Source organism: Nocardia sp. BSTN01 (genome assembly GCF_015354405.1).
Lineage (GTDB): Bacteria > Actinomycetota > Actinomycetes > Mycobacteriales > Mycobacteriaceae > Nocardia.
In genome coordinates this window covers 49,293-71,144 of sequence record NZ_JADKYP010000013.1, presented here as the reverse complement: position 1 = coordinate 71,144, position 21,852 = coordinate 49,293, and the positions used below count along the sequence as shown (strand labels likewise).

General features: G+C 67.7%; 21 protein-coding genes. 8 read left to right on the top strand and 13 right to left on the bottom strand.

The window, feature by feature from the left end:
• Window positions 1-22: 22 nt before the first annotated feature.
• The 3 genes from IRT45_RS13725 to IRT45_RS36810 all read right to left on the bottom strand — a co-directional run bounded on the left by IRT45_RS13725 (window position 23) and on the right by IRT45_RS36810 (window position 1,852).
• Window positions 23-859, bottom strand: a complete 837-nt coding sequence (locus IRT45_RS13725; RefSeq protein WP_309240947.1) for a hypothetical protein — start codon at window positions 857-859, stop codon at window positions 23-25.
• A 92-nt stretch (window positions 860-951) separates the two neighbouring features.
• Window positions 952-1,362, bottom strand: a complete 411-nt coding sequence (locus IRT45_RS36815) for a hypothetical protein (RefSeq protein ID WP_309240946.1) — start codon at window positions 1,360-1,362, stop codon at window positions 952-954.
• Entirely contained in the window at window positions 1,340-1,852 is a 513-nt protein-coding gene (locus IRT45_RS36810) for a hypothetical protein (protein ID WP_228534302.1), read from the bottom strand. Before IRT45_RS36810 ends, IRT45_RS36815 begins: the two co-directional genes overlap by 23 nt.
• Window positions 1,853-2,163: 311 nt before the next feature.
• Here IRT45_RS36810 and IRT45_RS13715 point away from each other — a divergent pair, with 311 nt between their 5' ends.
• From IRT45_RS13715 to IRT45_RS13705, 3 genes are read left to right on the top strand one after another with little or no spacing between them, the layout of a single operon-like run.
• Window positions 2,164-4,188, top strand: a complete 2,025-nt coding sequence (locus IRT45_RS13715) for a CocE/NonD family hydrolase (protein WP_194806231.1) — start codon at window positions 2,164-2,166, stop codon at window positions 4,186-4,188.
• On the top strand, window positions 4,175-5,185 hold the full coding sequence (locus tag IRT45_RS13710) for an alpha/beta hydrolase (protein ID WP_309240945.1): 1,011 nt from the start codon (window positions 4,175-4,177) through the stop codon (window positions 5,183-5,185). Before IRT45_RS13715 ends, IRT45_RS13710 begins: the two co-directional genes overlap by 14 nt.
• A complete protein-coding gene (locus IRT45_RS13705; protein WP_194806230.1) occupies window positions 5,182-6,465 on the top strand; it encodes an ATP-grasp domain-containing protein in 1,284 nt (427 codons plus the stop codon). The genes IRT45_RS13710 and IRT45_RS13705 overlap by 4 nt, the downstream gene beginning before the upstream one ends.
• 3 nt (window positions 6,466-6,468) lie before the next feature.
• On the opposite strand, the gene IRT45_RS13700 is transcribed toward IRT45_RS13705, so the two are convergent.
• Window positions 6,469-7,098: a class I SAM-dependent methyltransferase gene (locus tag IRT45_RS13700; RefSeq protein WP_194806229.1), complete on the bottom strand. Its 630-nt coding sequence runs from the start codon at window positions 7,096-7,098 to the stop codon at window positions 6,469-6,471.
• A gap of 108 nt (window positions 7,099-7,206) precedes the next feature.
• Between IRT45_RS13700 and IRT45_RS13695 the strand changes: the two genes are divergently transcribed.
• From IRT45_RS13695 to IRT45_RS13685, 3 genes are all read left to right on the top strand, one after another.
• Window positions 7,207-8,250, top strand: coding sequence for an alpha/beta fold hydrolase (locus IRT45_RS13695; protein ID WP_194806228.1), 1,044 nt, complete (start codon window positions 7,207-7,209; stop codon window positions 8,248-8,250).
• A 97-nt stretch (window positions 8,251-8,347) separates the two neighbouring features.
• Window positions 8,348-8,800: an SPW repeat protein gene (locus IRT45_RS13690; RefSeq protein WP_194806227.1), complete on the top strand. Its 453-nt coding sequence runs from the start codon at window positions 8,348-8,350 to the stop codon at window positions 8,798-8,800.
• 129 nt (window positions 8,801-8,929) lie between these two features.
• Window positions 8,930-9,334 carry a DoxX family protein gene (locus IRT45_RS13685; protein ID WP_194806226.1) on the top strand — a complete coding sequence of 135 codons (405 nt, stop codon included), beginning with the start codon at window positions 8,930-8,932 and terminating at the stop codon, window positions 9,332-9,334.
• 15 nt (window positions 9,335-9,349) lie between these two features.
• Here IRT45_RS13685 and IRT45_RS13680 read toward each other — a convergent pair whose 3' ends face one another.
• Window positions 9,350-10,186: an RNA polymerase sigma factor SigF gene (locus IRT45_RS13680; protein ID WP_194806225.1), complete on the bottom strand. Its 837-nt coding sequence runs from the start codon at window positions 10,184-10,186 to the stop codon at window positions 9,350-9,352.
• 379 nt (window positions 10,187-10,565) lie between these two features.
• Here IRT45_RS13680 and IRT45_RS13675 point away from each other — a divergent pair, with 379 nt between their 5' ends.
• Window positions 10,566-11,237, top strand: a complete 672-nt coding sequence (locus IRT45_RS13675) for a PAS and ANTAR domain-containing protein (protein ID WP_194806224.1) — start codon at window positions 10,566-10,568, stop codon at window positions 11,235-11,237.
• A 17-nt stretch (window positions 11,238-11,254) separates the two neighbouring features.
• Here the strand turns inward: IRT45_RS13675 and IRT45_RS13670 are convergent, their stop codons facing one another.
• Window positions 11,255-12,010, bottom strand: coding sequence for a class I SAM-dependent methyltransferase (locus tag IRT45_RS13670; protein ID WP_194806223.1), 756 nt, complete (start codon window positions 12,008-12,010; stop codon window positions 11,255-11,257).
• 230 nt (window positions 12,011-12,240) lie between these two features.
• On the opposite strand from IRT45_RS13670, the gene IRT45_RS13665 reads away from it, so the two are divergent.
• Complete coding sequence (locus tag IRT45_RS13665) at window positions 12,241-12,822, top strand: carboxymuconolactone decarboxylase family protein (protein WP_194806222.1); 582 nt, start codon at window positions 12,241-12,243, stop codon at window positions 12,820-12,822.
• Window positions 12,823-12,910: 88 nt separating this feature from the next.
• Here IRT45_RS13665 and IRT45_RS13660 read toward each other — a convergent pair whose 3' ends face one another.
• From IRT45_RS13660 to IRT45_RS13630, 7 genes are read right to left on the bottom strand one after another with little or no spacing between them, the layout of a single operon-like run.
• Window positions 12,911-13,654, bottom strand: coding sequence for an SDR family NAD(P)-dependent oxidoreductase (locus IRT45_RS13660; RefSeq protein ID WP_194806221.1), 744 nt, complete (start codon window positions 13,652-13,654; stop codon window positions 12,911-12,913).
• On the bottom strand, window positions 13,651-14,469 hold the full coding sequence (locus IRT45_RS13655) for a TauD/TfdA family dioxygenase (protein ID WP_309240944.1): 819 nt from the start codon (window positions 14,467-14,469) through the stop codon (window positions 13,651-13,653). The genes IRT45_RS13660 and IRT45_RS13655 overlap by 4 nt, the downstream gene beginning before the upstream one ends.
• A complete protein-coding gene (locus IRT45_RS13650) occupies window positions 14,466-15,899 on the bottom strand; it encodes an aldehyde dehydrogenase family protein (RefSeq protein ID WP_194806219.1) in 1,434 nt (477 codons plus the stop codon). Before IRT45_RS13650 ends, IRT45_RS13655 begins: the two co-directional genes overlap by 4 nt.
• A 57-nt stretch (window positions 15,900-15,956) precedes the next feature.
• Window positions 15,957-17,657 carry a thiamine pyrophosphate-binding protein gene (locus IRT45_RS13645; RefSeq protein WP_194806218.1) on the bottom strand — a complete coding sequence of 567 codons (1,701 nt, stop codon included), beginning with the start codon at window positions 17,655-17,657 and terminating at the stop codon, window positions 15,957-15,959.
• Window positions 17,654-18,571 carry an SDR family NAD(P)-dependent oxidoreductase gene (locus IRT45_RS13640; protein WP_228534301.1) on the bottom strand — a complete coding sequence of 306 codons (918 nt, stop codon included), beginning with the start codon at window positions 18,569-18,571 and terminating at the stop codon, window positions 17,654-17,656. The genes IRT45_RS13645 and IRT45_RS13640 overlap by 4 nt, the downstream gene beginning before the upstream one ends.
• Window positions 18,572-18,603: 32 nt before the next feature.
• Entirely contained in the window at window positions 18,604-20,430 is a 1,827-nt protein-coding gene (locus tag IRT45_RS13635) for an NAD(P)/FAD-dependent oxidoreductase (RefSeq protein WP_194806216.1), read from the bottom strand.
• A 27-nt stretch (window positions 20,431-20,457) separates the two neighbouring features.
• Complete coding sequence (locus IRT45_RS13630; RefSeq protein WP_194806215.1) at window positions 20,458-21,843, bottom strand: SRPBCC family protein; 1,386 nt, start codon at window positions 21,841-21,843, stop codon at window positions 20,458-20,460.
• Window positions 21,844-21,852 lie beyond the last annotated feature (9 nt).

Genomic DNA, 21,852 nt, shown 5'->3' with positions numbered 1-21,852 from the left:
TCCGCACGGCGAGCGATCCCGCTCAGGGGCGGGGGAGGGTGCCGATGGGGGTGCGCTCGGGCATCGCGGTGTGCGCGGCTCGGGCCAGCGGTCGCACCAGCTCGGCGAGGCGTTCGGCCGACGCGGCCCCGACCGCTCGCCACGGTCGTGCGGCCAAATCGTCGGTGCGGCTTTCGATCTCGTCGAATTCGGCACAACCGGCAGCCGTGGGCCGGCCGTCGGTGTCGAGCCAGCCTCGCTCGGTGAGGCCCGCGAGCGCGCGATCCCAGTGCTCGTCGTCCCAGCCGCGAGCCGGTTGCAGAACGTCGCGCCCGGAATCGGTGGCGGCGCGCCAGGCCAGACTCTGACATCCGGTCAGTCCGGCGGTGGTCAGCGCCGCGACGTGGCCGTCACCCCGGTGCTCGCGCAGCACCGTGCAGGCATGCCACAGGATCGACAGCGGGTCCTCGGGCCATGCCAGGTCGGCATTGGCGGCGGCGAGGGGTTTTCCTTCGAGCTCCACCGCTGTGGCGGCCTGCCGGGCCAGTTCGGCCGCCTCGGCGTACTCGTCGTCGCTCCCGCCGAGCCGCAGCAGCGCGGCGCGGGCGCCGGCGGAGCGGGCCTCGAGGACGCGCTGCGGCGTCGCCAGCTCCCACACCCCCGGCAGCGCCCGGGCCACCATGGCGGGGGAGAAGCCGAAGAAGGTCGCTGTCACGACGCCGGGTCCGATCGCCCCGAACGGCGCCGAGCGACCGCCGAAGTATCCACGCCAGAAGCCGCGCAGCCCCGCCTGCTCGAATGCGGCCCGGCATTCCGGGGCGAAATAGGTCACCGCGTGGATCGGCTCGAACAACGTCCACATCTCGCGTGCTGAAATCACCCGCACCCCTTGTCTGTTCGCATCCTCGGCAAGTGGATCACCTCGATCCTAGGCATGCGGGGCAACCCCGCCGCCGCGCCACCGAGCCGCCGTCAGCTCGGGACGAACGCGAGACCGACGATGCCGATGATGTAGATGACCAGCACGGTCAGCGAATCCGGGCCCATCCGCAACCATTGGCGCCGCGGGCGAAACACCAGCCCGGTCATGTACACGAGGGTGAGTACGCCGCCGAGGGCGGTGAGATAGATGTCGGTGTTGTGGGCTCGGGGGAGCACCGACGAGCCCGAGAGCAGCGTCGCGAGCAGGAACAGGACGGGCAGGAAGGCGTTTCCGCCGAAGATGTCGCTGACGGCGAGTTTGTGATCGCCCATCCGGGTGGAGGTCAGACCGGTCGACAGTTCCGGCAGGGACGTGGCCGCGGCCAGGACCGTCGCGCCGAACACCACTCCGGACATTCCCCAGCGGCCGAACAGTTCCTCACCACTGCGCTCGATGTACACGCCCGCGGCCAGGGTGACCAAGCAAGCCGAGTGCCCACAGCAGCGCGATGAGGACGACTCCCGGCGTCACCCGCCAGGCGATGACGTCGGACGGCATCTGGGTGGACATCACCACGAGCAGCAGCAACGCCACGACCAGCGCACCTTCCAGCAGCAACGTCAGCGAGGCGGCCAGATAGGTCAGCGGCGCGCGCGGGCGCACACCGGCGGCGTCGAGAGCGACGAGGACGACGGTTTGCACCGCGATCCCGCCGAGGATGTTGCCGACAGCCACGTCGAGCTGATGCGCGGCCGCCGCACTGGCGGTGATCGCGATTTCGGGCAGATTGGTGGCGATCGCCAGCAGCAGGACCCCGCCGAGGGCCTCGCCGAGGTGCCAGCGCTGCGACAACACGTCGGTGGCGTCGGAGAGTTTCACGCCGGCCATCCAGATGGCCGCGGCGCAGGCCAGGAAGATCAGCAGGAGCAACGGGGAAGACAGTGAGCTCATGATGGCGCAGTCATAGCCGCGCTGTGCGAGATTCAAACTGTGCTCATATGCCCCAGGGGCCACGGCTCGGCGAGTGTTGTAACCCAGCTCACACCGTCGGTGCGCAGCGCGCGCGAGCGTGCCCCCGCGTATCGAAAGATGCTGTACGAGAAGTTGTTTCGTGCGAAAACGCACACCCGGGTGCGCTGCCGGTGTAGCGCGGCCGTGAGCGGGTAGCCGCCGGAAGTGCGTAATCGACGGGGGCGGTGGCAGCGGGCGGTGAGACGCCGCTTCGCCGAACAGACCACCGAGATGTGAACCGAGGAGGGCTGATGCGGACGGTGACGTCCATGCCGCAGCAGATCACCGTGGACGAACAGGTGTGGATCCCGATGCCGGACGGGGTGCGGCTGGCCGCGAAGATATGGCGGCCGGTCGGCTCCGACGACGCCCCGGTGCCCGGCATTCTCGAATACATCCCGTATCGCAAGCGGGACCTGAGCGCGGTGCGGGATTCGATTCACCACCCGTATCTCGCCGGCCACGGCTACGGCTGTGTCCGGGTCGACCTGCGCGGGACCGGCGAGTCGGAGGGAGTGCTCGCCGACGAGTACCTCGAACAGGAACACCTCGACGCCGAAGCGGTGCTCGCCTGGATGGCGGCGCAGCCGTGGTGCGACGGCCGGCTCGGCATGATGGGCATCTCCTGGGGCGGATTCAACGCGCTGCAGGTGGCCGCCCGCAAACCCGCGGGCCTGGAGGCGATCGTGATCTCCTCGTTCACCGACGATCGCTATTCCGACGACATGCACTACATGGGCGGCGCCCTGCTGTCTGACAACATCGCCGAATCCGCGACCATGTTCGCCTACAGCACCCTGCCGCCCGATCCCGCGCTGGTCGGTGACCGGTGGCGGGAGATGTGGCTGGAGCGGCTGGAGAACTGCAGCCTCTGGGCCGCGAAGTGGCTCGAGCACCAGCGCCGCGACGACTACTGGCGACGGGCGTCGGTCTGTGAGAACTACGCCGACGTCCAGATTCCGGTGCTGGCCTCCAGCGGCTGGGCCGACGGCTATTCGAACGCCGTCGCACGGCTGCTCGAGAATCTGGAGGTCCCGCGCAAGGGCCTGATCGGCCCGTGGTCGCACAAATACCCGCATCTCGGCGAACCCGGCCCCGCGATCGGCTACCTGCAGGAAGTGGTGCGCTGGTGGGACCACTGGCTGCGCGATATCGACAACGGTGTGATGGACGGCCCGATGCTGCGGACGTGGATGCAGGAGAGTGTCCCGCCGTCCACGTCGTACGAACAGCGGCCCGGCCGCTGGGTCGGTGAGCCCGCGTGGCCCTCGCCGCACGTGCGGGCCGTGGCGCACCCGCTGGCCCGTAACCGGATCACGCGTCCGGGCGAGCCGGTGTCCCCGGCGGCACTCGCGGTCGAGTCGCCGCTGTCGGTGGGGCAGTTCGCCGGGAAGTGGGCGTCCTACAGCGCGCCCCCGGATCTGCCCTACGACCAGCGCGAAGAGGACGGCGGCTCGCTGGTGTTCGATACCGACGAGCTGACCGAACGCTGCGAGATCGTGGGCGCGCCGGCCGTGACGCTGGAGGTGTCGGCCGACAAGCCGGTGGCGATGATCGCGGCCAGACTGTCGGATGTCGCCCCGGACGGCCGCGCGACCCGGGTGACCTACGGCCTGCTCAATCTGACTCACCGTGACGGGCACGACGAACCGCGACCGCTGGAACCGGGCCGGCGCTACCGCGTCACCGTGCAGCTCAATGCCGTGGCCCAGGCCTTTCCGGCGGGTCACCGGATCCGGTTGTCGCTGTCGACCTCGTACTGGCCGCTGGCGTGGCCGCCGCCGGAACCCGCCCTCGTCACCGTGTACACCGAGGTCAGCGCCCTGACGCTGCCGATCCGGCCGATCGCCGAATCCGACGATGTCGCGGTGCGGCCGTTCGAGGAACCCGAAGGCGCCGAGCCGATGCGCACCACCCGGATCAGGCCGGGGGAGCAGAAGTGGACGGTCTCGCGCGATCTGATCGACTACCGATCCGCCCTCGACATCGTCAAGGACGCCGGCCTGATCCGCTTCGACGAACACGATCTCGACGTCGACCGCCGCGTCCACGAACGCTACAGCTGGAAAGCGGACGAATTCTGTTCCGCCACAGCGGAAACGTCGTGGTCGATGAGTTTCGCCCGCGGCGAGTGGCGGGCCCGCACCGAAACCCGGACCCGCGTCACCTGTACCCCGACCGACTTCTACGTCCACGCCGAACTCGACGGATTCGAGGGCGAACAGCGAATGTTCTCGCGGAACTGGAAGAGGGTGATTCCCCGTGACCACGTGTGACCTGGAACCGGTAGGACCGGTGAATCACGCGAAACCGAGCCTGCGCAGCCGTATGCGGATCGCCGGAATGCGAATGACGCACGCGGACAAGACCTTTGCCGATGCCCATGCGCTGCGGGAGAGTATCCGCAAAAGCCAGCGGCCCGACCGGGACCGCCCGCCGGCCGAATTGCACACCCACTACTGGGTGACGCGCCGGAACATGCGGGGCCGGCCGGTGTACACCATCCGGCCGCTCGAGGGCGGCACCTCCCGCCACGTGCTCTACCTGCACGGCGGCGCCTACGTCCACCAGATCCAGCACGACCACTGGAAGTTCTTGGCCCGCTTGGTCGACCGGACCGGGTGCACGGTCACCGTGCCGCTCTACCCGCTGGCCCCCGCGTACCACGGCGACGACACGGTGGCGATGGTGCGCGCCGTGCACGACGAGGTCTTCGCGCACACCGCGTCGGAGAACAAGGTGTTCATGGGGGATTCCGCCGGTGCCGCGCTGGCGCTGGTGCTGGCGCGCCGGCTCGGCGCGACGGACGCGGTGACGCCCAAGGAGGTCGTGATGATCTCCCCGTGGCTCGATGTCACCATGACCGATCCCATGGCCCGGGCCCTCGACCCGTGCGACCCCTATCTCGGCGTCGCCGGATTGGCCGAGGCCGGTCGCCTCTACGCCGGCGACCTCGACCGGCGCGATCCGATGATCAGCCCGCTGAATGCGCCCGCCGCGACGCCCGGGCGACTCGGTCTGTTCATCGGCACCCGCGACATCCTGCTGGCCGATGCCCGCCGTTTCCGGGCGCGGTGTGTGCGTGAGGGTGTCGATCTCGGTTACTTCGAATATCCGGGGATGTTCCACGCGTGGCATCTCTCGGAGGTTCCCGAGGCCCGCCACGCGATGCGCCAGCTGGTGCGGCTCGTGCAACGCCCGGCGCCCCGGTCCGACACCGGGGAATCGATGTACGCGCCGACGGGGGACGTTTCACAGAGAGGAAGCTTGTGAGTACTGCCGACATCTTCGTGATCGGTCTCGACGACGGAAATCTGCGCACCCTCGAATTGATTCCGGACGCACAGCGATTCCGGTTCCACGGGGTGCTCGGAATCGAGGAAACCCAGGAGGGTGAGATTCCGATCGAGGACCTGCTGCACAAGGCCGAGGAGGCCCTGAAGGGCTTCGACGGGGATATCGCGGCCGTCGTCGGTTATTGGGATTTCCCGGTGACCGCCCTGGTTCCGATGTTGTGTGAGCGGTTCGGATTGCCCAGCGCCGATCTCGAGGCAGTGGTCAAGTGTGAGCACAAATATTGGAGCCGGATCGAGCAGAGCAAGGTGATCGACGAGATCCCCAAGTTCGGGATCGTCGATCTCGACGGCGAAGCCAGGCTGCCCGAGGGGATGACGTATCCGGTGTGGCTCAAACCCGTCAAGTCCTTCTCCTCGGAACTGGCGTTCCACGTGCACGACGACAGCGAGCTCGAGGCGGCGGTCGAACAGATCCGCGAGGGCGTCGGCCGGGTCGGCAAACCGTTCGAATTCGTTCTCGACCGGATCGACCTTCCCCCGGAGATCGCCGCGATCGGCGGCCAGGCGTGTCTGGCCGAGGAAACGCTCACCGGCGTGCAGGCCGCGACCGAGGGATACGTCTATCGCGGCCAGGTCACCGTGAACGGCGCCCTGGATTCGATCAACTACCCGGATACGCCGTGTTTTCTCCGGCATCAATATCCGTCCCAGTTGCCGTCCGAGATCGTGGCGCGGATGACCGATATCTCCGAGCGCGTGATCGCGCAGATGGGCCTGGACAATTCGACCTTCAGCATCGAATTCTTCTGCGATCCGGACACCGGACGGGTGTCGGTGCTGGAGATCAACGCCCGGCATTCGCAGTCGCACGCCGACATGTTCTATGCCGTGGACGGCGTGCCGAACCACCACTGCATGGTGCGACTGGGGCTCGGCCTCGATCCGCGGCTGCCGAAGGGACAGGGCCGCTACGACATCGCCGCCAAATGCTATTACCGCCGCTTCTCCGACGGAATCGTGACCAGAATCCCCACGGCCGCGGAGATCGAGCGGATCCAGGACGACATCCCCGGCGTCACCATCGACGTGGTTCCCGGCAAAGGAAGGCGCCTGTCCGAGATGCCCGCGCAGGACAGCTACAGCTACGAACTGGCGGACATCTTCATCGGCGCCGACAGTGAAGCGGATCTGGTCGCCAAGTACGAACGCTGCATCGACGCCTTGCGTTTCGAATTCGACGACGTGGACCGGGCATAGCGCTCACCGTCGGCGCGCGGTGCCGACGACCAGGGGCACGATGGTCGGCATCATCGTCGGCATCCGGGTGTGCGCGATGTCCTCGATAGCGAAATCCGCTGCCGCGAGCAGGCTTTCGAAGTCCCGATTGGCGTGGCAGCCGTCCGCGAGGCGTCGTTGCAGCGGCGTCAGCACGTCCTGGACGCCGGCGCGCAGGCCGGTGCCACGGACGTGTTCGTGGAACAGGAACCGGCCGCCGGGACGCAGCACGCGATGCACCTCGCGCAGCGCCCGGGCCGGATCGCGCACCGAGCAGAACACCAGCGACGCGGTGACGGTATCGAAACTGGCCGCCGGGAAATCCAGCCGGTGCGCGTCGCCGTCCACGACGGTGACGGGCACGGTGAGGCTGCCGGCGCGTGCCGTCAATCGGGCGCGCAGTGCCGGATTCGGTTCGAGCAGGACGAGTTCGTCCAGGCCGTCCGGATAATGCGAGACGGACAGTCCGTCGCCGGCCCCGATTTCGAGGGTGCGACCGGAGGCGTAGGAGAGCTGGGCCCGGCGCAGATCGGCCTGTCCGGCACGTTCGACACGAGACATGAAGCCCGGATACCAGCTGGCGAAGAAACGTTGGCCGAGAGTTGCAGTGGTCATGTGAACGAGTGTGGGGGGCGGCGGCCCTTCGCGGCATGGCCCGTTCGGGCCATAATCGATGCCGGATGATGCGCCGGCCTCGACGGCCGCCGCACGAGAGGTGGCAGCATGGTGCGCGCCGAGGAGCAGGTGATCCACCGGGTGCGGACCGTCGGCGGCGAGGTCGCGTGTTCGGTGGTCGGCGGCGGTCCCGCGCTGTTGATCGGCGGGTGGTGGTGCAGCCACCTGATCCTCAACTGGAAGGATCCGCTGTTCCGGGCCTTCATGTCCCGGCTGGCGACTCGGTTCACCGTCATCCGATACGACCAGCCCGGGCGCGGCATGTCCGCCACCGCGGCGCCGGTCGATCCGGACGGCGAAATCGCCGTGACCGCGGATATCGTCGATGCGCTGGGGTTCGAGCGCGTCGCCGTGCTGGGCGCGTCGTCGGGCTCGGCGGTCGCCGCCGGACTCGCAGCCCGGCTGCCCCGCCGGGTCCACCGGCTCGTCCTCTACGGATCATTCGCCCGCGGCGCGGACATCGCGCCGGAGGGAGCGCGCCGCGCGCTGGTGGATGCGATTTCCGCGCACTGGGGCCTGGGGTCCCGATTGCTGGCCGATGTGTTCGTCCCCGGCGCCGACAGCGCCGAACGCGAACGGTTCGCCCGCTTCCAGCGGCTGTCCGCGACGGCCGAGCAGGCCGCGCAATCATTGTCCGCCACTTACGAACTCGACGCCACCGAGTACCTGGCGGCCGTGACCGTCCCGACCACCGTGCTGCACCGCAAGGACGATCGCGCGGTGCCCTTCGCCCTCGGTGTCGACGTCGCCCGCCGCGTACGCCGCGCGACCTTCGTCGAACTGTACGGCGAGGACCATTTCCCGTGGCGCGGTGACGCGACCGGGGTCGCCGAGGCGATCCTGCGGGGGCTGGGATATCCGGTGCGGTCCCAGCCGTCGCCGCCGGGCCCCGAAGCGGTGACCGATCGCGAGCGCGAGATTCTGCGCCTCGTGTCCGAGGGGCTGACCGACGCGCAGATCGGCGAGCGGCTGACCTTGAGTCCCCATACCGTGCACCGGCACGTCGCGAACGCGCGCACCAAGCTCGGTGTACGTTCCCGCGCCGCTGCCTCGGCCGCGATCCGAACCGATCGCCCCGACCGCACCTCCTGATCCCGTGCGCGCCCGGGTTCATCGCGGCGACACCGGGTAGCCCGACAGTGCCGGCCGATCGGACGGTACCGAACGACAGTTGGGAAGGAGACTCGAGATGGTCAGCTATCCACAGAGCACCGCAGTGGACCGGCCCACCGGGCGGGAGGCTCGCCATGGCGGCCCGGGTGGTGCGTCGGTTGTGACGATCGACGGATTGGTCCTGCTGGCGGGACTGTTCACGGCCATCACGCCGTGGGTGATCAACGATTTCTCCGTCGCCCCGAAATTGGTCATCCAGAACCTGATCCTCGGTCTCGCCGTGGCGGTGATCGGCCTGGTGATCACCGCGATGCCGACGCACGGCTACGGCCTGAGCTGGGTCCTGATCCCGATCGGTGTCTGGCAGATCATCAGCCCCTGGGTCGTCGGCGAACGCCCCACGGGCGTGCTGTGGACCAATGTGGTGATGGGTGCGATCGTCACCGTTCTGGGTCTGGCGGCAGCCGGGTTGCTGGTGACCACGGCCGTCACCGACCGGCGACCGCATGCCGCGGCGGCTCAGCATTGAGTCGCCCCAGCGCCGGGTCACCGAGCGTGAACCGCGTCCGTCGGCACGGCGCGCGTATGGAGACCGGCGAGCGGGGTAGTCGCCGCCACGACGGCAACTGTCCCGCATCGTCGCTGGAATGGAGTTGATATGCGCTTCGATCCGATGCGTGCGGCGGCGCGCGTGCTGATGGGTTCCACCTACGCGGTGCTCGGCGCGGACGCGTTGCGCGAGCCCGGACCTCGGCCGGAGGCGGCGGCGCCGACCCTCGCCGCGGTGCGCTCGGTCGTGCCGCTGCCCGAGGACGACAAGCTGCTGGTGCAGGTCAATGCGGGTGTCCAGGTGGCCGGTGGCGTATTGCTGGCACTGGGCAAACTGCCCCGCCTGTCGGCGCTGGCTCTGGTCGCCTCGATGGTGCCGACAACCATTGCGGGACATGCGTTCTGGGCGATCGACGACCCCGGCGCGCGGAAGCCGCAACAGGTGCAGTTCCACAAGAACATGGCGATGATCGGCGGGCTGCTGTTCGTCGCCTCGGAGAAGCGGGGCGGTTGACCGAGGCCGCCGCGGTTACGGCTGCATCTGCGCGATCGAGTCCTCCGGGGTGCTCCACACCCCGTCGCGCAGGGTGTCCAGGATGCGGGTCAGCAGTCGTGACACATGCATCTGGGACACCCCGAAGTGCTCGGCGATCTCCGATTGCGTTTTCGATTCGAAGAATCGCAGGACGAGGATGTCGCGGTCGCGCTGCGGCAGATCGGCGATGAGCGGCCGGACCGCGGCGGCCTGCTCGAGCAGTTCGTAGCAGGGTTCGTCGACGCCCAGCGCGGCGGCCGCCGTGGACGGTGTGTCGTCGCGTTCGGTGCGGGCGGCGTCGAGGGAATCGCACTGGTAGACATTGGCGGCGACGAGTGCCTGGGTGATGTCGACGATGTCGACGTCCAGCTCGGCGGCCAGTTCCCGGGCATTGGGCGCGCGGCCCAGGCGCTGGGTGAGCGGATCGCCGGCCTTCACGATCCGGTGGCGCAGTTCCTTGTAGCGGCGCGGTACGCGGGCCGCCCAGGTGTGGTCGCGGAAATGTTTGCGCACCTCGCCCATGATGGTGGGGACGGCGAACCCGAGGAACGGCGCGCCGCGGCCCGGATCGAAGCGGTCGACGGCGAGTACCAGGCCCATACGGGCGGTCTGCAGCAGGTCGTCGTAGGCCTCGCCACGGTTGAGGTAGCGGCGTGCGATGTGCTCGGCCAACGGCAGGCACAGTTCGATGATGTGTTCGCGCAGTGCCCGCCGGTGCGGGTCGGTGGCGTCGAGGTCGGCGAGTTTGTCGAACCACGGTTCGATGTTGTCGTAGCTGTCGCTACGCGACCGGGCGCCTCCGGTCCGGTGGGTTCGTGCGGGGTGTGTCATTCGGGCCACTCCGTTTCCGTCGTATGCGACGACATGGAGCGAGCACCTCGATCACGCAAGCTCATCGGTGCGCCTGCGTACGGATGTTCGCATTCGTCTACCGTTCGCCTCGGCCTGCGCCGGAGTTTCGAAACTGGTTGGCGCGCAACCCATCTACCTGGTGCACAATCGCACGCTGGGAGGCGGGCGGATGCGCGCCGTTCGCGTACCGGACCGATCCTACGGACCGTCCGGTTCCGTCGGTCGAGAACCGGACAGGATCCGGTATCGGTTGGGCCACGGAACGGATGCCGACGCGCATCGTGGCGTCACCGCCCGCCCTCGGCAGGGCATCGGCGCAGGTGAGGGGCACGTCGAGGCTGGGGAGTAGGCTGCGATCATGGTCGCCAGCGGGGATGATGACGGCGTCGAACGGGTGGTGGGCGCCGGTGACCCGCAGGGCGTCGGCCGGTTCCGATTCTGGTTCGCCGAAGGGCGATGGGAGTGGTCGGACGAGGTCGCCAGGATGCACGGTTACGCACCGGGGCAGATCGAACCGACGACCGAACTGCTGCTCGAGCACAAACATCCCGACGACCGCGATCGGGTCGAGGCCACCCTCGTCACCTCGGTCGAAGACCACGCACCGTTCTCCAGCAGACACCGCATCGTCGACACCGATGGCACGGTCCGCGATGTGCTGGTGGTCTCGGAGCCGATGCTCGACGCGTCGGGCGAGGTGATCGGCACACAGGGCTACTACGTCGATCTCACCGACTCGGTCGACCGGCAGCGCCGGGCGCTGCTCGACGAGGAACTGCCCGCCGTGATCGAGCGCCGCGCGGCGATCGAACAGGCCAAGGGAATCCTGATGTTCGTCTACCGGATCTCGGCGGAGCAGGCGTTCCGGGTGCTGGCGTGGCGATCTCAGGAAACCAACGTCAAGCTGCAGGAATTGGCCGCGCAGCTCGTCGGGGGTCTGGACACCATGCCCGCGGTGCCCGCGCCGACGCGGACCCGTCTCGACCATCTCCTGCTGACGCTCCGCCAACCGGATACGGACGAGGAGTAGCACATCATCGGTCCTTTCTATAGCGGGACGCATTCCAGCAGCAGGAACAGTGGGCGGGTGAAATGTTCGTCCCACCAGGGGTTGTCGCGGCGCTGCCGGTCGGTGGGCCGGGGTTCGCGCACGGCGGTGATCGCGAATCCGGCGGTGGTGAGCATCCCGATCGTCGTTTCCAGTGAATACAACGCTTGCACGGAGGCGGCGGGGGAGCGCGTCCCCGCGACCTCGAAGCGCTGCTGCACCGCACGCCCCGCGAAATAGTCGCCGATCGTGAAACCCGTTCCAGCGCAGCTGCGTTCGCCGCGGGCGACGTAGAAGCAGGGATGCATCGTCATCATCACCAGCCGCCCGGCGGGGCGCACGACGCGGGCGAATTCGACGAATCGCCGCCCGGGATCGGACAGCCCGTGCGGCAGGCGGTTGGCCACCACCAGGTCGACGCTGTCGTCGGGCAACGGCAGTGCGGCCACGTCGGCCTGCCGGAATCGTGCGCGGGCAGGATCGTGTGCCGGATGGCTCGCGGCGGCCGCGACGAATTCGGCGCAGGTGTCGACGCCGTGGACGAAACCCGCTCCGCGCGTGGTCAATTCGCGTGTCAGACAGCCTTCACCGCATCCGGCGTCCAGGATGTGCAGGCCGGTGCAGTCGCCGATGAGCGCGAGCAGCGCCGGGTCGGTGAGGCCGCTGCGGTACGGGTCGAGGTCGTCGCGCACGATGCGAATCCAGAACTCGGCGTTGGCCGCGTACGCGTCCGAGATGGGCTCGTCTCCCAGCACATTCGCTCCAAGCTGCGATCGGGACGGCCGCCGCGCCGGGCGGCGGAATTCGGTACCGAAGTGTAGACCGTGGCGGCGGGACATCGCGCGGAACACCATCGCGAAACAATGGCCGTTTTGATAGCATTTCCGAAGCCGGTATTCGCCGGAAATGCGGATTCGGGGCGGCGGGATGCGGCCCGGAAATTCATGGCCGGGTGGGTCTGCGCATCGGCCGGAAGGAGTCGGTCGTGGCTCGAATAACGCCTGCGGAAAAGTCGGAGTGGTCGCCGGATCTGATCGGACTCATCGGGGAATTCCGCTCCTCCGTGCTCGGTGACACCCCGGCCGACACGCACCCCGCCGGTGCCAACCTGCTCGGCACGCTCGCCCGATATCCCGCGCTGGCCAAGGCATTCCTGAGCTTCAACGGCCATCTGCTGTACGGATCCACACTCGGCGATCGGCAGCGCGAACTGCTGATACTGCGTGTCGCCGCCGTCCGGCAGTGTGATTATGAATGGGCCCAGCACGCCATTCTCGCCGAAATAGCCGGAATGTCGAAGGCGGAAATCGAACGAGTCGCGGCGGCGGTGCCGGACGACGAATGGGTGGTTGCCGACAGAGCGTTGCTGATCGCCACCGACGAATTACTGTCCGACGGTGCGGTCGGCGCCCGAACCTGGGAGGTCCTCGCCGCCGAATTCGAGCAGAATCAACTCATGGATATCGTTTTCACCGTCGGCACCTACGATATGCTGGCCATGGCTCTGCGATCCTTCGGCGTGGAACCCGACGACGATCTGCAGCCCTATCTGCCGCGGCATCGGTAACCGCGCGTCCTGCCGGAACCTGCGGGTGCCGGGCCGGAGTCGGTGCCGTGGAGGCCGGACACCCGCTCCGGCCTCCACACAACCCGCCTCAGGTGTTGCGGCCGCCGTTCACGCCGATCACCTGCCCGGTGATATAGCCGGCCTCCTCGCTCACCAGGAATGCGCAGGCGGCCGCGATATCCTCCGGCAACCCGATCCGCCCGACGGGAGTAGCGTCGATCTGCTTGTCCACATCGATGAAGCCACGGTCGGCGGTCGCTCGCATCATGGGCGTATCGATGAACCCCGGCGGAATCGTGTTGACGGTGACACCTTTTCGCGCGAACTCCAGCGCGAGCACCTTCGTCAACCCCAGCACCCCGGACTTCGAGGACACATAGGCGGCCATCCCCGCCGCGCCGCTGTGAATACTCGACGAGGAGATGTTCACGATCCGCCCCCAGCCCTGCTCGACCATATCGGGCAGCACGGCCTGGCAGCAGTCGAACGTGCCGGTGAGGTTGACCGCCAGCACCCGCGCCCACTGCTGCGCGGTGATGTCGAGAAACGGACCGGACGTGGTGATTCCGGCACTGTTGACCAGAATCGACGGCCGGCCCAGCTCGTCGCGCACTTGCCGCACGCCGGTATCGATGGCGCCGCGGTCGGACACGTCCACCGCCACCCCGATCGCCTTACCGCCGGATTCGCCGATCTCCCGCGCCGCGCGATCGGCCGCCGCGCCGTCCAGGTCGAACACCGCCACCGGCGAGCCGTCGGCGGCCAGACGCCGCGCGATCGCGCCACCGATCCCGGACGCGCCGCCCGTCACGATCGCTGTGCGGCCGCTCATTTGATCGACTCCTGCCCGACCAGGGTGGACCGGTGCATGCGCCGCGGGTGCGACCGATCGAACGGACAGGCTCGATGCACCAGGCCGGTGTTGTCCCAGATCACCATGTCGCCCACCGTCCACCGATGGGACAGCACCCGGTCCGGGGCGGTCGCCCGCGCCAGCAGATCGTCGAGCAGCGCCCGGCCCTCGTCCGGGTCCATGCCCACCACGTGATCGGCCGAGGCCCCGAAAACCAGTGAGCGGCGGCCGGATTCGTGCGTCCACACCAGCGGATGTTCCCGTCCGCCACGGCGTGCCCACTCGTCGAGCTGATCCGGCGTCGGATCGGCATATGTCAGCCGTTGAATGGCCTCGAAACTGTGCCACACCCGCAGGCCCTCGAACCGCCGCTTCTCCTCCTCGGACAGTTCGTCGTAGGCGACGTAGGTGCTGGCGAACGCGGTTTCACCACCCGTCTCGGTTACCACGTGGGCGCTCATGATGGACGCCTTGGCCGGCACCTCGTCCATGAAACCGTCCAGATGCCAGTAGTCGTTGCTGGCGAAATACTCCACATTGGGGTTGTCCGGGTCGAAACTGATCTCCATCACGTCCGGATTCGGGTACAGCGGAAACTGCACCAGCTCACCGAGTTTGCGGCAGAACGCGGCCTGCGTCTCGTCATCGGCGTGCAAGCGCGGGAACAGCAGCACACCGTGTTCTTCGAGCGCGTTCAGACATTCGTGCGGCAGGTCGTCGTCGCTGCGGAGACGATCGAGGTCGACATCCTCGACCCGCACGCCGACCGTGTCGCTGAGTTTCGTGGTTTTCACGCCCCCTCCTCCGGTGCGTATCCGAGAATCGCCTTGGTCTCGAGGTACTCCTCGAATCCGTATGCGCCCCATTCGCGTCCGTTGCCGCTCTTGCGGTAGCCGCCGAACGGGCAGGCGAAGTCGAAGCCGTCGTTGATCGCCACCGAGCCCGCGCGGATGCGGCGGGCCACCGCGCGGGCCTGCTCCAGGTCGGCACCCGCCACGAAGCCGGCCAGCCCGTAATCGGTGTCGTTGGCGATCTCGATCGCGTGATCCAGGGAGTCGTAACCGAGGATGGTCAGCACCGGCCCGAAGATCTCCTCGCGCGCGATCGTCATATCGTTGGTGACGTCGGCGAAAACCGTTGGCTGGACGTAGAATCCGACGTCCAGGCCATCCGGTCGGCCCGTGCCGCCGGTGACCAGGGTGGCGCCCTCCTCGATGCCCTTCCGGATCAGCGCCTGGATCTTGTCGAACTGCGCGCCCGACACCACCGGGCCCATCGCGACCTCACCGGTCGGATCGCCGACGGTCACGGTGCCCGCGGCCTCGCGGGCGGCCTCCTTCGCCTCGTCCATGCGCGCGGCGGGTACCAGCATGCGAGATCCGGCGCTGCACGTCTGCCCGGAATTGTTCATCATCGTCACCACGCCCTTGGCGACGTTGGCGGCGAAATCGGTGTCGTCGAGCACGATGTTCGGGCTCTTGCCGCCGAGCTCCTGGGTGACCCGCTTGACCGTGGGCGCGGCGTTGCGGGCGATATCGATACCGGCCCGGGTGGAACCGGTGAACGAGATCATGTCGATATCGGGATGGCCCGACAGCGGCACCCCCACGCCCGGTCCGTCGCCCTGAACCAGGTTGAACACTCCGGCGGGCACACCGGCCGCGTCGAGGATCTCGGCGAAGATCTGCGCGTTGAACGGCGACTGCTCCGACGGCTTCAGGATCACGGTGCATCCGGTGGCCAGAGCCGGAAAGACCTTGACCGCAATCTGATTCAGCGGCCAGTTCCACGGTGTGATCAGTCCGCACACGCCGATCGGTTCCTTGACCACCAGCGAGGCGCCCTGCCGATGCTCGAAGCGGTAGTCGGCGAGTGCGGCGATCGCGGTGTCGAGATGCCCGGCGCCCAGATCGACCTGGAAACCGCCCGCGAGCGCGGCCGGTGCGCCCATCTCCTCGGTGAGCGCCGCCGCCAGATCCGCACGGCGGCGCTGATATTCGGCCGCGACGGCCCGCAACACCGCGAGCCGATCGGCGACGGTGGTCGCCGACCAGGTCCCGAACGCGGTCCGCGCCGCGGCGACGGCCCGATCCACATCCTCGGCCGATCCGGCGGCGACCCTGCCGCAGATCTGCTCGGTCGCCGGGTTGATCACCTCGATGGTCTGCGCGGACGCGGGTTCGACCCATTGCCCGCCGATGTAGAACGTCGGATATTCACGCATGAGCCGCCAGTCCTTCTCTCCGGATGCGCTGTGGGGCAGAGGTTGTCGTGTACACGGCTACTGCATTCCTTCCGCGTACCAGGTGCGGAATTCGTCGTAACTGGGCATCTCCTCCGAATTGGCCTTCGGATCGACGGCGACGTGCACGACCCCCGGCTTACCGCTGGCATAGGCACGTTTGATCGCCGGTGCGATGTCCTCGTCGCGTTCGACGTATTCGCCGTGACACCCGAAACCCTCGGCCACCTTGTCCAGACGGACACCGGTACTCCAGTGCACACCCGTTTCGAGCGAGCCCTGCCCGAAGGTGCGTTTGTACACGCCGACCTCGAGACCCCACGCGTAGTCGACGCCGACCACGCAGACCAGCGGCAGATTCAGGCGGGCGGCCGTTTCGAGTTCGGCGATCTGGAACTGGAACGAGGAATCGCCGGTGATCAGCATGACCGGCCGGGTGCCGCCGTCGGCCACCGAGGCGCCGATGGCGTAGGGCAGCCCGGTGCCCAGATGTCCGAAGTTCTGGTTCCACATCACGTCGTGCGGTTTCGCCTGCGAGTACGTCCAGCCGAAGATCGTGGTGGCGCCGCCGTCCCGGGCCATGATGCCGTCGGCGGGAAAGGCCTTCGTCGCCTCCACGATCAGGCGTGCCGGATGGACCGGGCTCCTCCCGCTGGGCGCCGATTCGGCCAGTTCGGCCAGCCGGGCGGCATCCCGCTCGATCCAGCCCGCCAGCTCCGGTGACGGCGTGCGTGGAGTGTCACGCAGCGCCTCGGCCAGCTGTGGGACCACCGCCCGCAGATCGCCGACCAGCGGCACGTCGATGGGACGGTTCACCCCGATGGCGGCCGGATCCTGTTCCACCAGAATCCATTTCCGCTCCGCCTCGCCCGCGAGCCAGTGCCGGCCGCGGCCGTAGTGCACGGGTTCGCCGAGTTCGGTGCCGATGGCCAGGCACAGGTCCGACTGCACGACCGCCTCCACCGCCGAGGGGGAGAAGCCGTAGGGAAAGGTGCGATCCTCGAGGCCGGGAATATAGGAGGTGCCACCGGAGGTCTGGATCACCGGGGCGGCCATGAGATCGGCCAGTTGCCGTACCGATTCCGCCGCCCGCGCGGTGTGGACGCCGTGCCCGATCAGCAGGATCGGCTGCCGCGCGGCCCGGATGTGCTCGGCCGCCTCGGCGATGCGATCGGCGCCCGCGGTCTGGCCGACGAGGCGATACCGCTGCGGTGGCAGTGCCGGCGGCAGATCGAGTTCCGCCTCGATGACGTGCGAGGGATATTCGATGTACACCGGTCCCGGTGTGCCCGACAGCGCCTTGCGCAGGCCCTCACGGATGATCTCGTCGGTCTGATCCGCGTATTCGATACTGGCGCTGTACTTCACGGAATTCTCGACCAGACCGGCCTGCTGCACGAACTGGATCCGGCCGCGCCGCACCCGCTGCTCGGTGATCCGGGCCCGCTGCCCGCCCAGGAAGATGATCGGCGAATTCTCCACCTTCGCGCACATGATGGCGCCGGACAGATTCGCGATACCGGGGCCCAGGGTGCCGATGCACACCGCGGCCTTCCCGGTCATCCGCGAGACGCCCTCGGCCATCATTCCGGCCGATTCCTCGTGATGCGGCGCCACTACCTTCCAGCCGCGCTCCTCGGCGCGGTGGAACAGGTGGACGAAGTTGGGGTCCGGAATGCCGAAGATGGTGTCGATACCCTCGGCCTCGAAGAGTTCGAGAATCCGTTCGTAAACCTTCACTGCTGTTTCCCTTCGGTCGCCATCGCGAAGCTGCGGCCGATGTGATCGGCGTGCGCGCTCAGCGGCGGCAGGATCCACGAGTTGTCGGTGTTGCGGATGTCGTCGATGCGCGCGGCGACCTCGTCGACGGTCCAGGACGGCTGATACACACCCGGCGTCTCGGCGATATAGGCGCGCGCCACCCGGCCCGCGATCGCGACCAGCAATTCGCCGGTGAGAGAACAGGATTCGTGCGCCAGATACGCGACCGCCGGGGCCACCAGTTCCGGGCGCATATCCGGATAGGCGGAGGTGTCGATACCGTCGGCCATCCGGGTCACCGCCGAGGGCACGATGATGTTGCAGCGCACTCCCGCCTCGGCGCCCTCGAGGGCGACCACATTCGACAGCCCGATCATGCCCGCCTTCGACACCGCGTAATTGGCGACCGACCGATTGCCGTAGAGGCCGCCGATCGAGGAGGTCAGCACCACCCGGCCGTAGCCGGCCTCGTTCATGACCGGGAAGGCCGCGCGCACGGTGTGGAAGGCGCCGCGCAGATGCACATCCAGCACGGCCTCGAAATCCTCGTAACTCAGTTCGGTCAGCGATCCGTAGCGCACGGTGCCGGCATTGTGAATCAGGATGTCGAGGCGTCCGAACCGGTCGAGCGCCGTGTCCACGATCGCCCGCCCGCCCTCCGGGGTGGCGACCGACGCGGTGCACGCCACCGCCGTGCCGCCCGCGGCGGCGATCTCGGCGACCACCTCGGCGGCGACTCCGGCGTCGGGGTCCTCACCGCGCATACTGCCGCCGGGATCGTCGACCACCACGCGCGCGCCGCGTTCGGCCAGCAGCAGGGCATAGGCCCGGCCCAGACCGCGCCCGGCGCCGGTGACCACCGCGACGCGATCGTCGAATCTCAGTTCGGACAACGGCATATCCTCTCGCGCATCGTGTTCCGGGCCTAACTGCTCAGCGTCAGGCCGTCCAGATCGCCGGCGTCGCGCCAGGCCCGCAGCAGGTCCTCGAGCACGTAGAAGCCACCCCAGAACGGGTCGCCGAGGAACGAGCGGCCGTTCGGTTCACCCTCGCTGTTGTAGTAGCCGGGGGTGCATTCCGTGACGAAGGTGCTGTTGTCGACGGTGTTGGCCCGGATCGTCTGCACCCATGCCTCTTCGGCCGCCGCCGTCGGCTCCACGCGGGTCGCGCCACGCGACTGCGCCTGCGCGATGATGTAGGCGATATGGTCGGCCTGCTGCTCGTACATCAGGGTGGTGGCCGCCGTGACCCCGCCCTGGATGAATCCGGTCGCGAAATGGTTCGGGAATCCGTGCGCCATGATCCCGTGCAGCGTGCGAAAACCCTTGCCCCAGTGCTCGTACAGCGATTTCCCGCCGCGTCCCGCGAAGGGTGCGATGTCGAACTGGCGATCCAGCGCGGTGGTGATCTCGAAACCGCTGGCGAAGACGATGCAGTCGACCTCGTATTCGACGCCGTGCGCGACGATGCCCTTGCGCGTGATCCGCTCGACGCCCTTGGTGTCGGAGACGTCGACCAGCGTCACATCGGGCCGGTTGAACGTCGGCAGGTAGTCGTCGTTGAACACCGGCCGCTTACACATGTTGCGGTAATACGGCTTCAACTTCTCCGCGGTCTCGGGATCCTCGACGATCTGTTCCACGCGTCGCCGCAATCGCTCCATGGCGCGGTAGTCCTCGATTTCCTTGAGCTCGAGGAAGGTCGCCGGATCGGCCAGCGCGGCCCAGCCGTCGGTCTCGTTCAATGTCGCGGCCAGATTGCGGGCGACCTCGGTCCAGCCGTCGCAGATCAGATCCGGTTCGCCGGGGGAGTAGAAGGCGAAGGCGGCGTTGTGGAAATTGCGCTGACGTTCGGTGCGCCACCCCGGTTGCAGCGAGGCCACCCATTCCGGATCGGTCGGGTGATTGTCGCGCTCGAAGATATAGGACGGCGTGCGCTGGAAAACCGTCACATGCTTCGCACCGCGCGCCAGATGCGGAATCACCTGCACCCCGCTGGCGCCGGTGCCGATGACCGCGATCTTCTTGTCGCCGAGACGATCCAGGCCGCCGTGCAGGTCACCGCCGGTGTAGTCGTAATCCCAGCGCGCGGTGTGGAAGGTATGGCCCTCGAAGTCGGTGATCCCGGGAATGCCGGGCAGTTTCGGCCGGTTGTAGGGGCCCTGGCACATGATCAGGAAGTGGGCGCGGATCTCGTCGCCGCGGTTGGTGGCGATTCGCCAGCGCGCGATCTGCTCGTCCCATTCCAGTGCGCGCACCAGCGTGTGGAAGATCGCCTTGTCGTAGAGTCCGAAATGTTTACCGATGCGCTGGGCCTGCTCGTAGCATTCGTCGCCGTGGGAGAATTTCTCCTTCGGAACGAATCCGGTTTCCTCGAGCAACGGCAGATAGCAGTAGGCGTCGGAGTCGACCTGGATGCCCGGATACCGGTTCCAGTACCAGACACCGCCGAAATCGCCGCCGAGTTCCACGATCCGGAAGTCGGTGACGCCGGCCTGCTGCAGCCGGTGGGCGGTGATCAGCCCGGCGAAACCTCCGCCGAGGATGACGACCTCGATATCGGCGTCGATCGGCGCGCGCGGGACGACCGGCAGGTGCGGGTCGGCCTCGTAGAAGTCCGCGAATTCGCCGGCCGCCTCGAGGTACTGCTGCTGTCCCTCCGGACGTAGCCGCTTGTCGCGTTCGGCCAGATATTTCTGCCGCAGGGCCTCTCTGTCGACCTCGGGGGTCCGAGTAGGGGCGCAGGGTTTCATCGGAAAATCCTTGGGAGGGTGAGTATTCTATTCGGGTCGTTCCAGGTCGGTCGGCGCGCCGGTGCCCATGTACTTCGCGAGGTTGTGGTGCAGATTGACGATCGTGCGCTCGCGGTACGGGTTGGGTTTCGGGCCGGAGAAGCCGTGCGATTTCATGCCCTGCTGGACGGCGGCCATATTGTCGAAATCCTGCGGCAGCACGGTCCGCCAGCCCGGGTCGCCGACCGGGGTGTAGATCCATTCGGTCTCCGGTTCCGCACCGGGCGGGAACAATTCGAAGACCGCGGCCTCGAAGATGCACTTGTCCGGGTCGTATCCGTAGGGCCGGAATCGGTAGCACAGCATGTTGTTCAGCGCGTGCCCGATCTGGAAATTGGGGAAGATCTGCCAGGCGGTACCGCTTTTCGCGACGATGTCCGGATCCACGGTCGGCCACACCACGCCGCGTTCAGCATCCTCCCTGCGGCAGGTATCGAGCCAGTAGCGCATCACCTGATCAGGGGGAGTGTCGGCGGGAAGTTCGTCGGCGAGCCGATTCGCGACCTCCACCATCGTCTCGGTGGTGTTGGTGTTGGCGTTCTCCCAGGTGAAGTTCTGCAGTTGCGCGGTCGAGATCCGGGCGTCGGGACCGGCGCCGATCCGCAGTTTCCCCTGGTTCTCCTCCATCCCCTTCGGCGCGTCGTAGCCGATATTGCTGTGCCTGCCCTGGGCGCGGCCCCAGCCGAGGAAATTTCCGAAATTCATGAATTCCGGATGGGTGTAGGGAACGTGATAGGTCTCCATGAACGCCTCGAAGGCGACCTTCCAGTTGCAGTCGAAGGTCAGCCAGCGCCGCCAGCGGTACCGCATGTTCTCCAGGTGGAACGGATCCAGCAGGGAGGCAGCCGGTTCCAGATAATCGCGCAGCGGTTCGCAGGAGGAATCGAGATTGATCCACACCCAGCCGCCCCAGGTATCGATACGCACGGGCGGCAAACCGTCGTTGCGTTCGGTCAGCCCGCACGTCCAGTCGCCGCGTTCGGGTACGAACGTGTTGCGGCCCTCGAGGTCGTAGCGCCAGCCGTGGAATCCGCAGACGAACTGTTTGCGCTGCCCGTGCGCGTCGTGGGCCCCGGGCGGGGTGTCGACCAGCCGGCGGCCGCGATGCGCGCACACGTTGTGGTAGGCGCGCAGGGTATCCGGCGCCGTGCGCACGACGATGATCGAGTCGTCGAGGATGTCGTAGGTGAGGAAATCGCCGACGCGGGGCAGCTCCTCGACACGGCACACCTGCTGCCACACCTTCGCCCACAGCTTGTCGCCCTCGGCGCGGGCGTACTCGGCGCTGACGTAGGCGTCGACGCCGATCGTCATCGGCGTCGACAAGGGTTGCGCCGCAGTCGTTTCGGTGATGCTGTCGGCAGTTTCGGTCATGACTTCTCC

Bases quoted from the DNA above. Each gene is read 5' to 3' on its own strand.
- IRT45_RS36810 (WP_228534302.1), bottom strand. From the start codon at position 1,852: ATGAGCTCACTGTCTTCCCCGTTGCTCCTGCTGATCTTCCTGGCCTGC.
- IRT45_RS13715 (WP_194806231.1), top strand. From the start codon at position 2,164: ATGCGGACGGTGACGTCCATGCCGCAGCAGATCACCGTGGACGAACAG.
- IRT45_RS13700 (WP_194806229.1), bottom strand. From the start codon at position 7,098: ATGACCACTGCAACTCTCGGCCAACGTTTCTTCGCCAGCTGGTATCCG.
- IRT45_RS13695 (WP_194806228.1), top strand. From the start codon at position 7,207: ATGGTGCGCGCCGAGGAGCAGGTGATCCACCGGGTGCGGACCGTCGGC.
- IRT45_RS13690 (WP_194806227.1), top strand. From the start codon at position 8,348: ATGGTCAGCTATCCACAGAGCACCGCAGTGGACCGGCCCACCGGGCGG.
- IRT45_RS13685 (WP_194806226.1), top strand. From the start codon at position 8,930: ATGCGCTTCGATCCGATGCGTGCGGCGGCGCGCGTGCTGATGGGTTCC.
- IRT45_RS13680 (WP_194806225.1), bottom strand. From the start codon at position 10,186: ATGACACACCCCGCACGAACCCACCGGACCGGAGGCGCCCGGTCGCGT.
- IRT45_RS13675 (WP_194806224.1), top strand. From the start codon at position 10,566: ATGGTCGCCAGCGGGGATGATGACGGCGTCGAACGGGTGGTGGGCGCC.
- IRT45_RS13660 (WP_194806221.1), bottom strand. From the start codon at position 13,654: ATGAGCGGCCGCACAGCGATCGTGACGGGCGGCGCGTCCGGGATCGGT.
- IRT45_RS13650 (WP_194806219.1), bottom strand. From the start codon at position 15,899: ATGCGTGAATATCCGACGTTCTACATCGGCGGGCAATGGGTCGAACCC.
- IRT45_RS13635 (WP_194806216.1), bottom strand. From the start codon at position 20,430: ATGAAACCCTGCGCCCCTACTCGGACCCCCGAGGTCGACAGAGAGGCC.
- IRT45_RS13630 (WP_194806215.1), bottom strand. From the start codon at position 21,843: ATGACCGAAACTGCCGACAGCATCACCGAAACGACTGCGGCGCAACCC.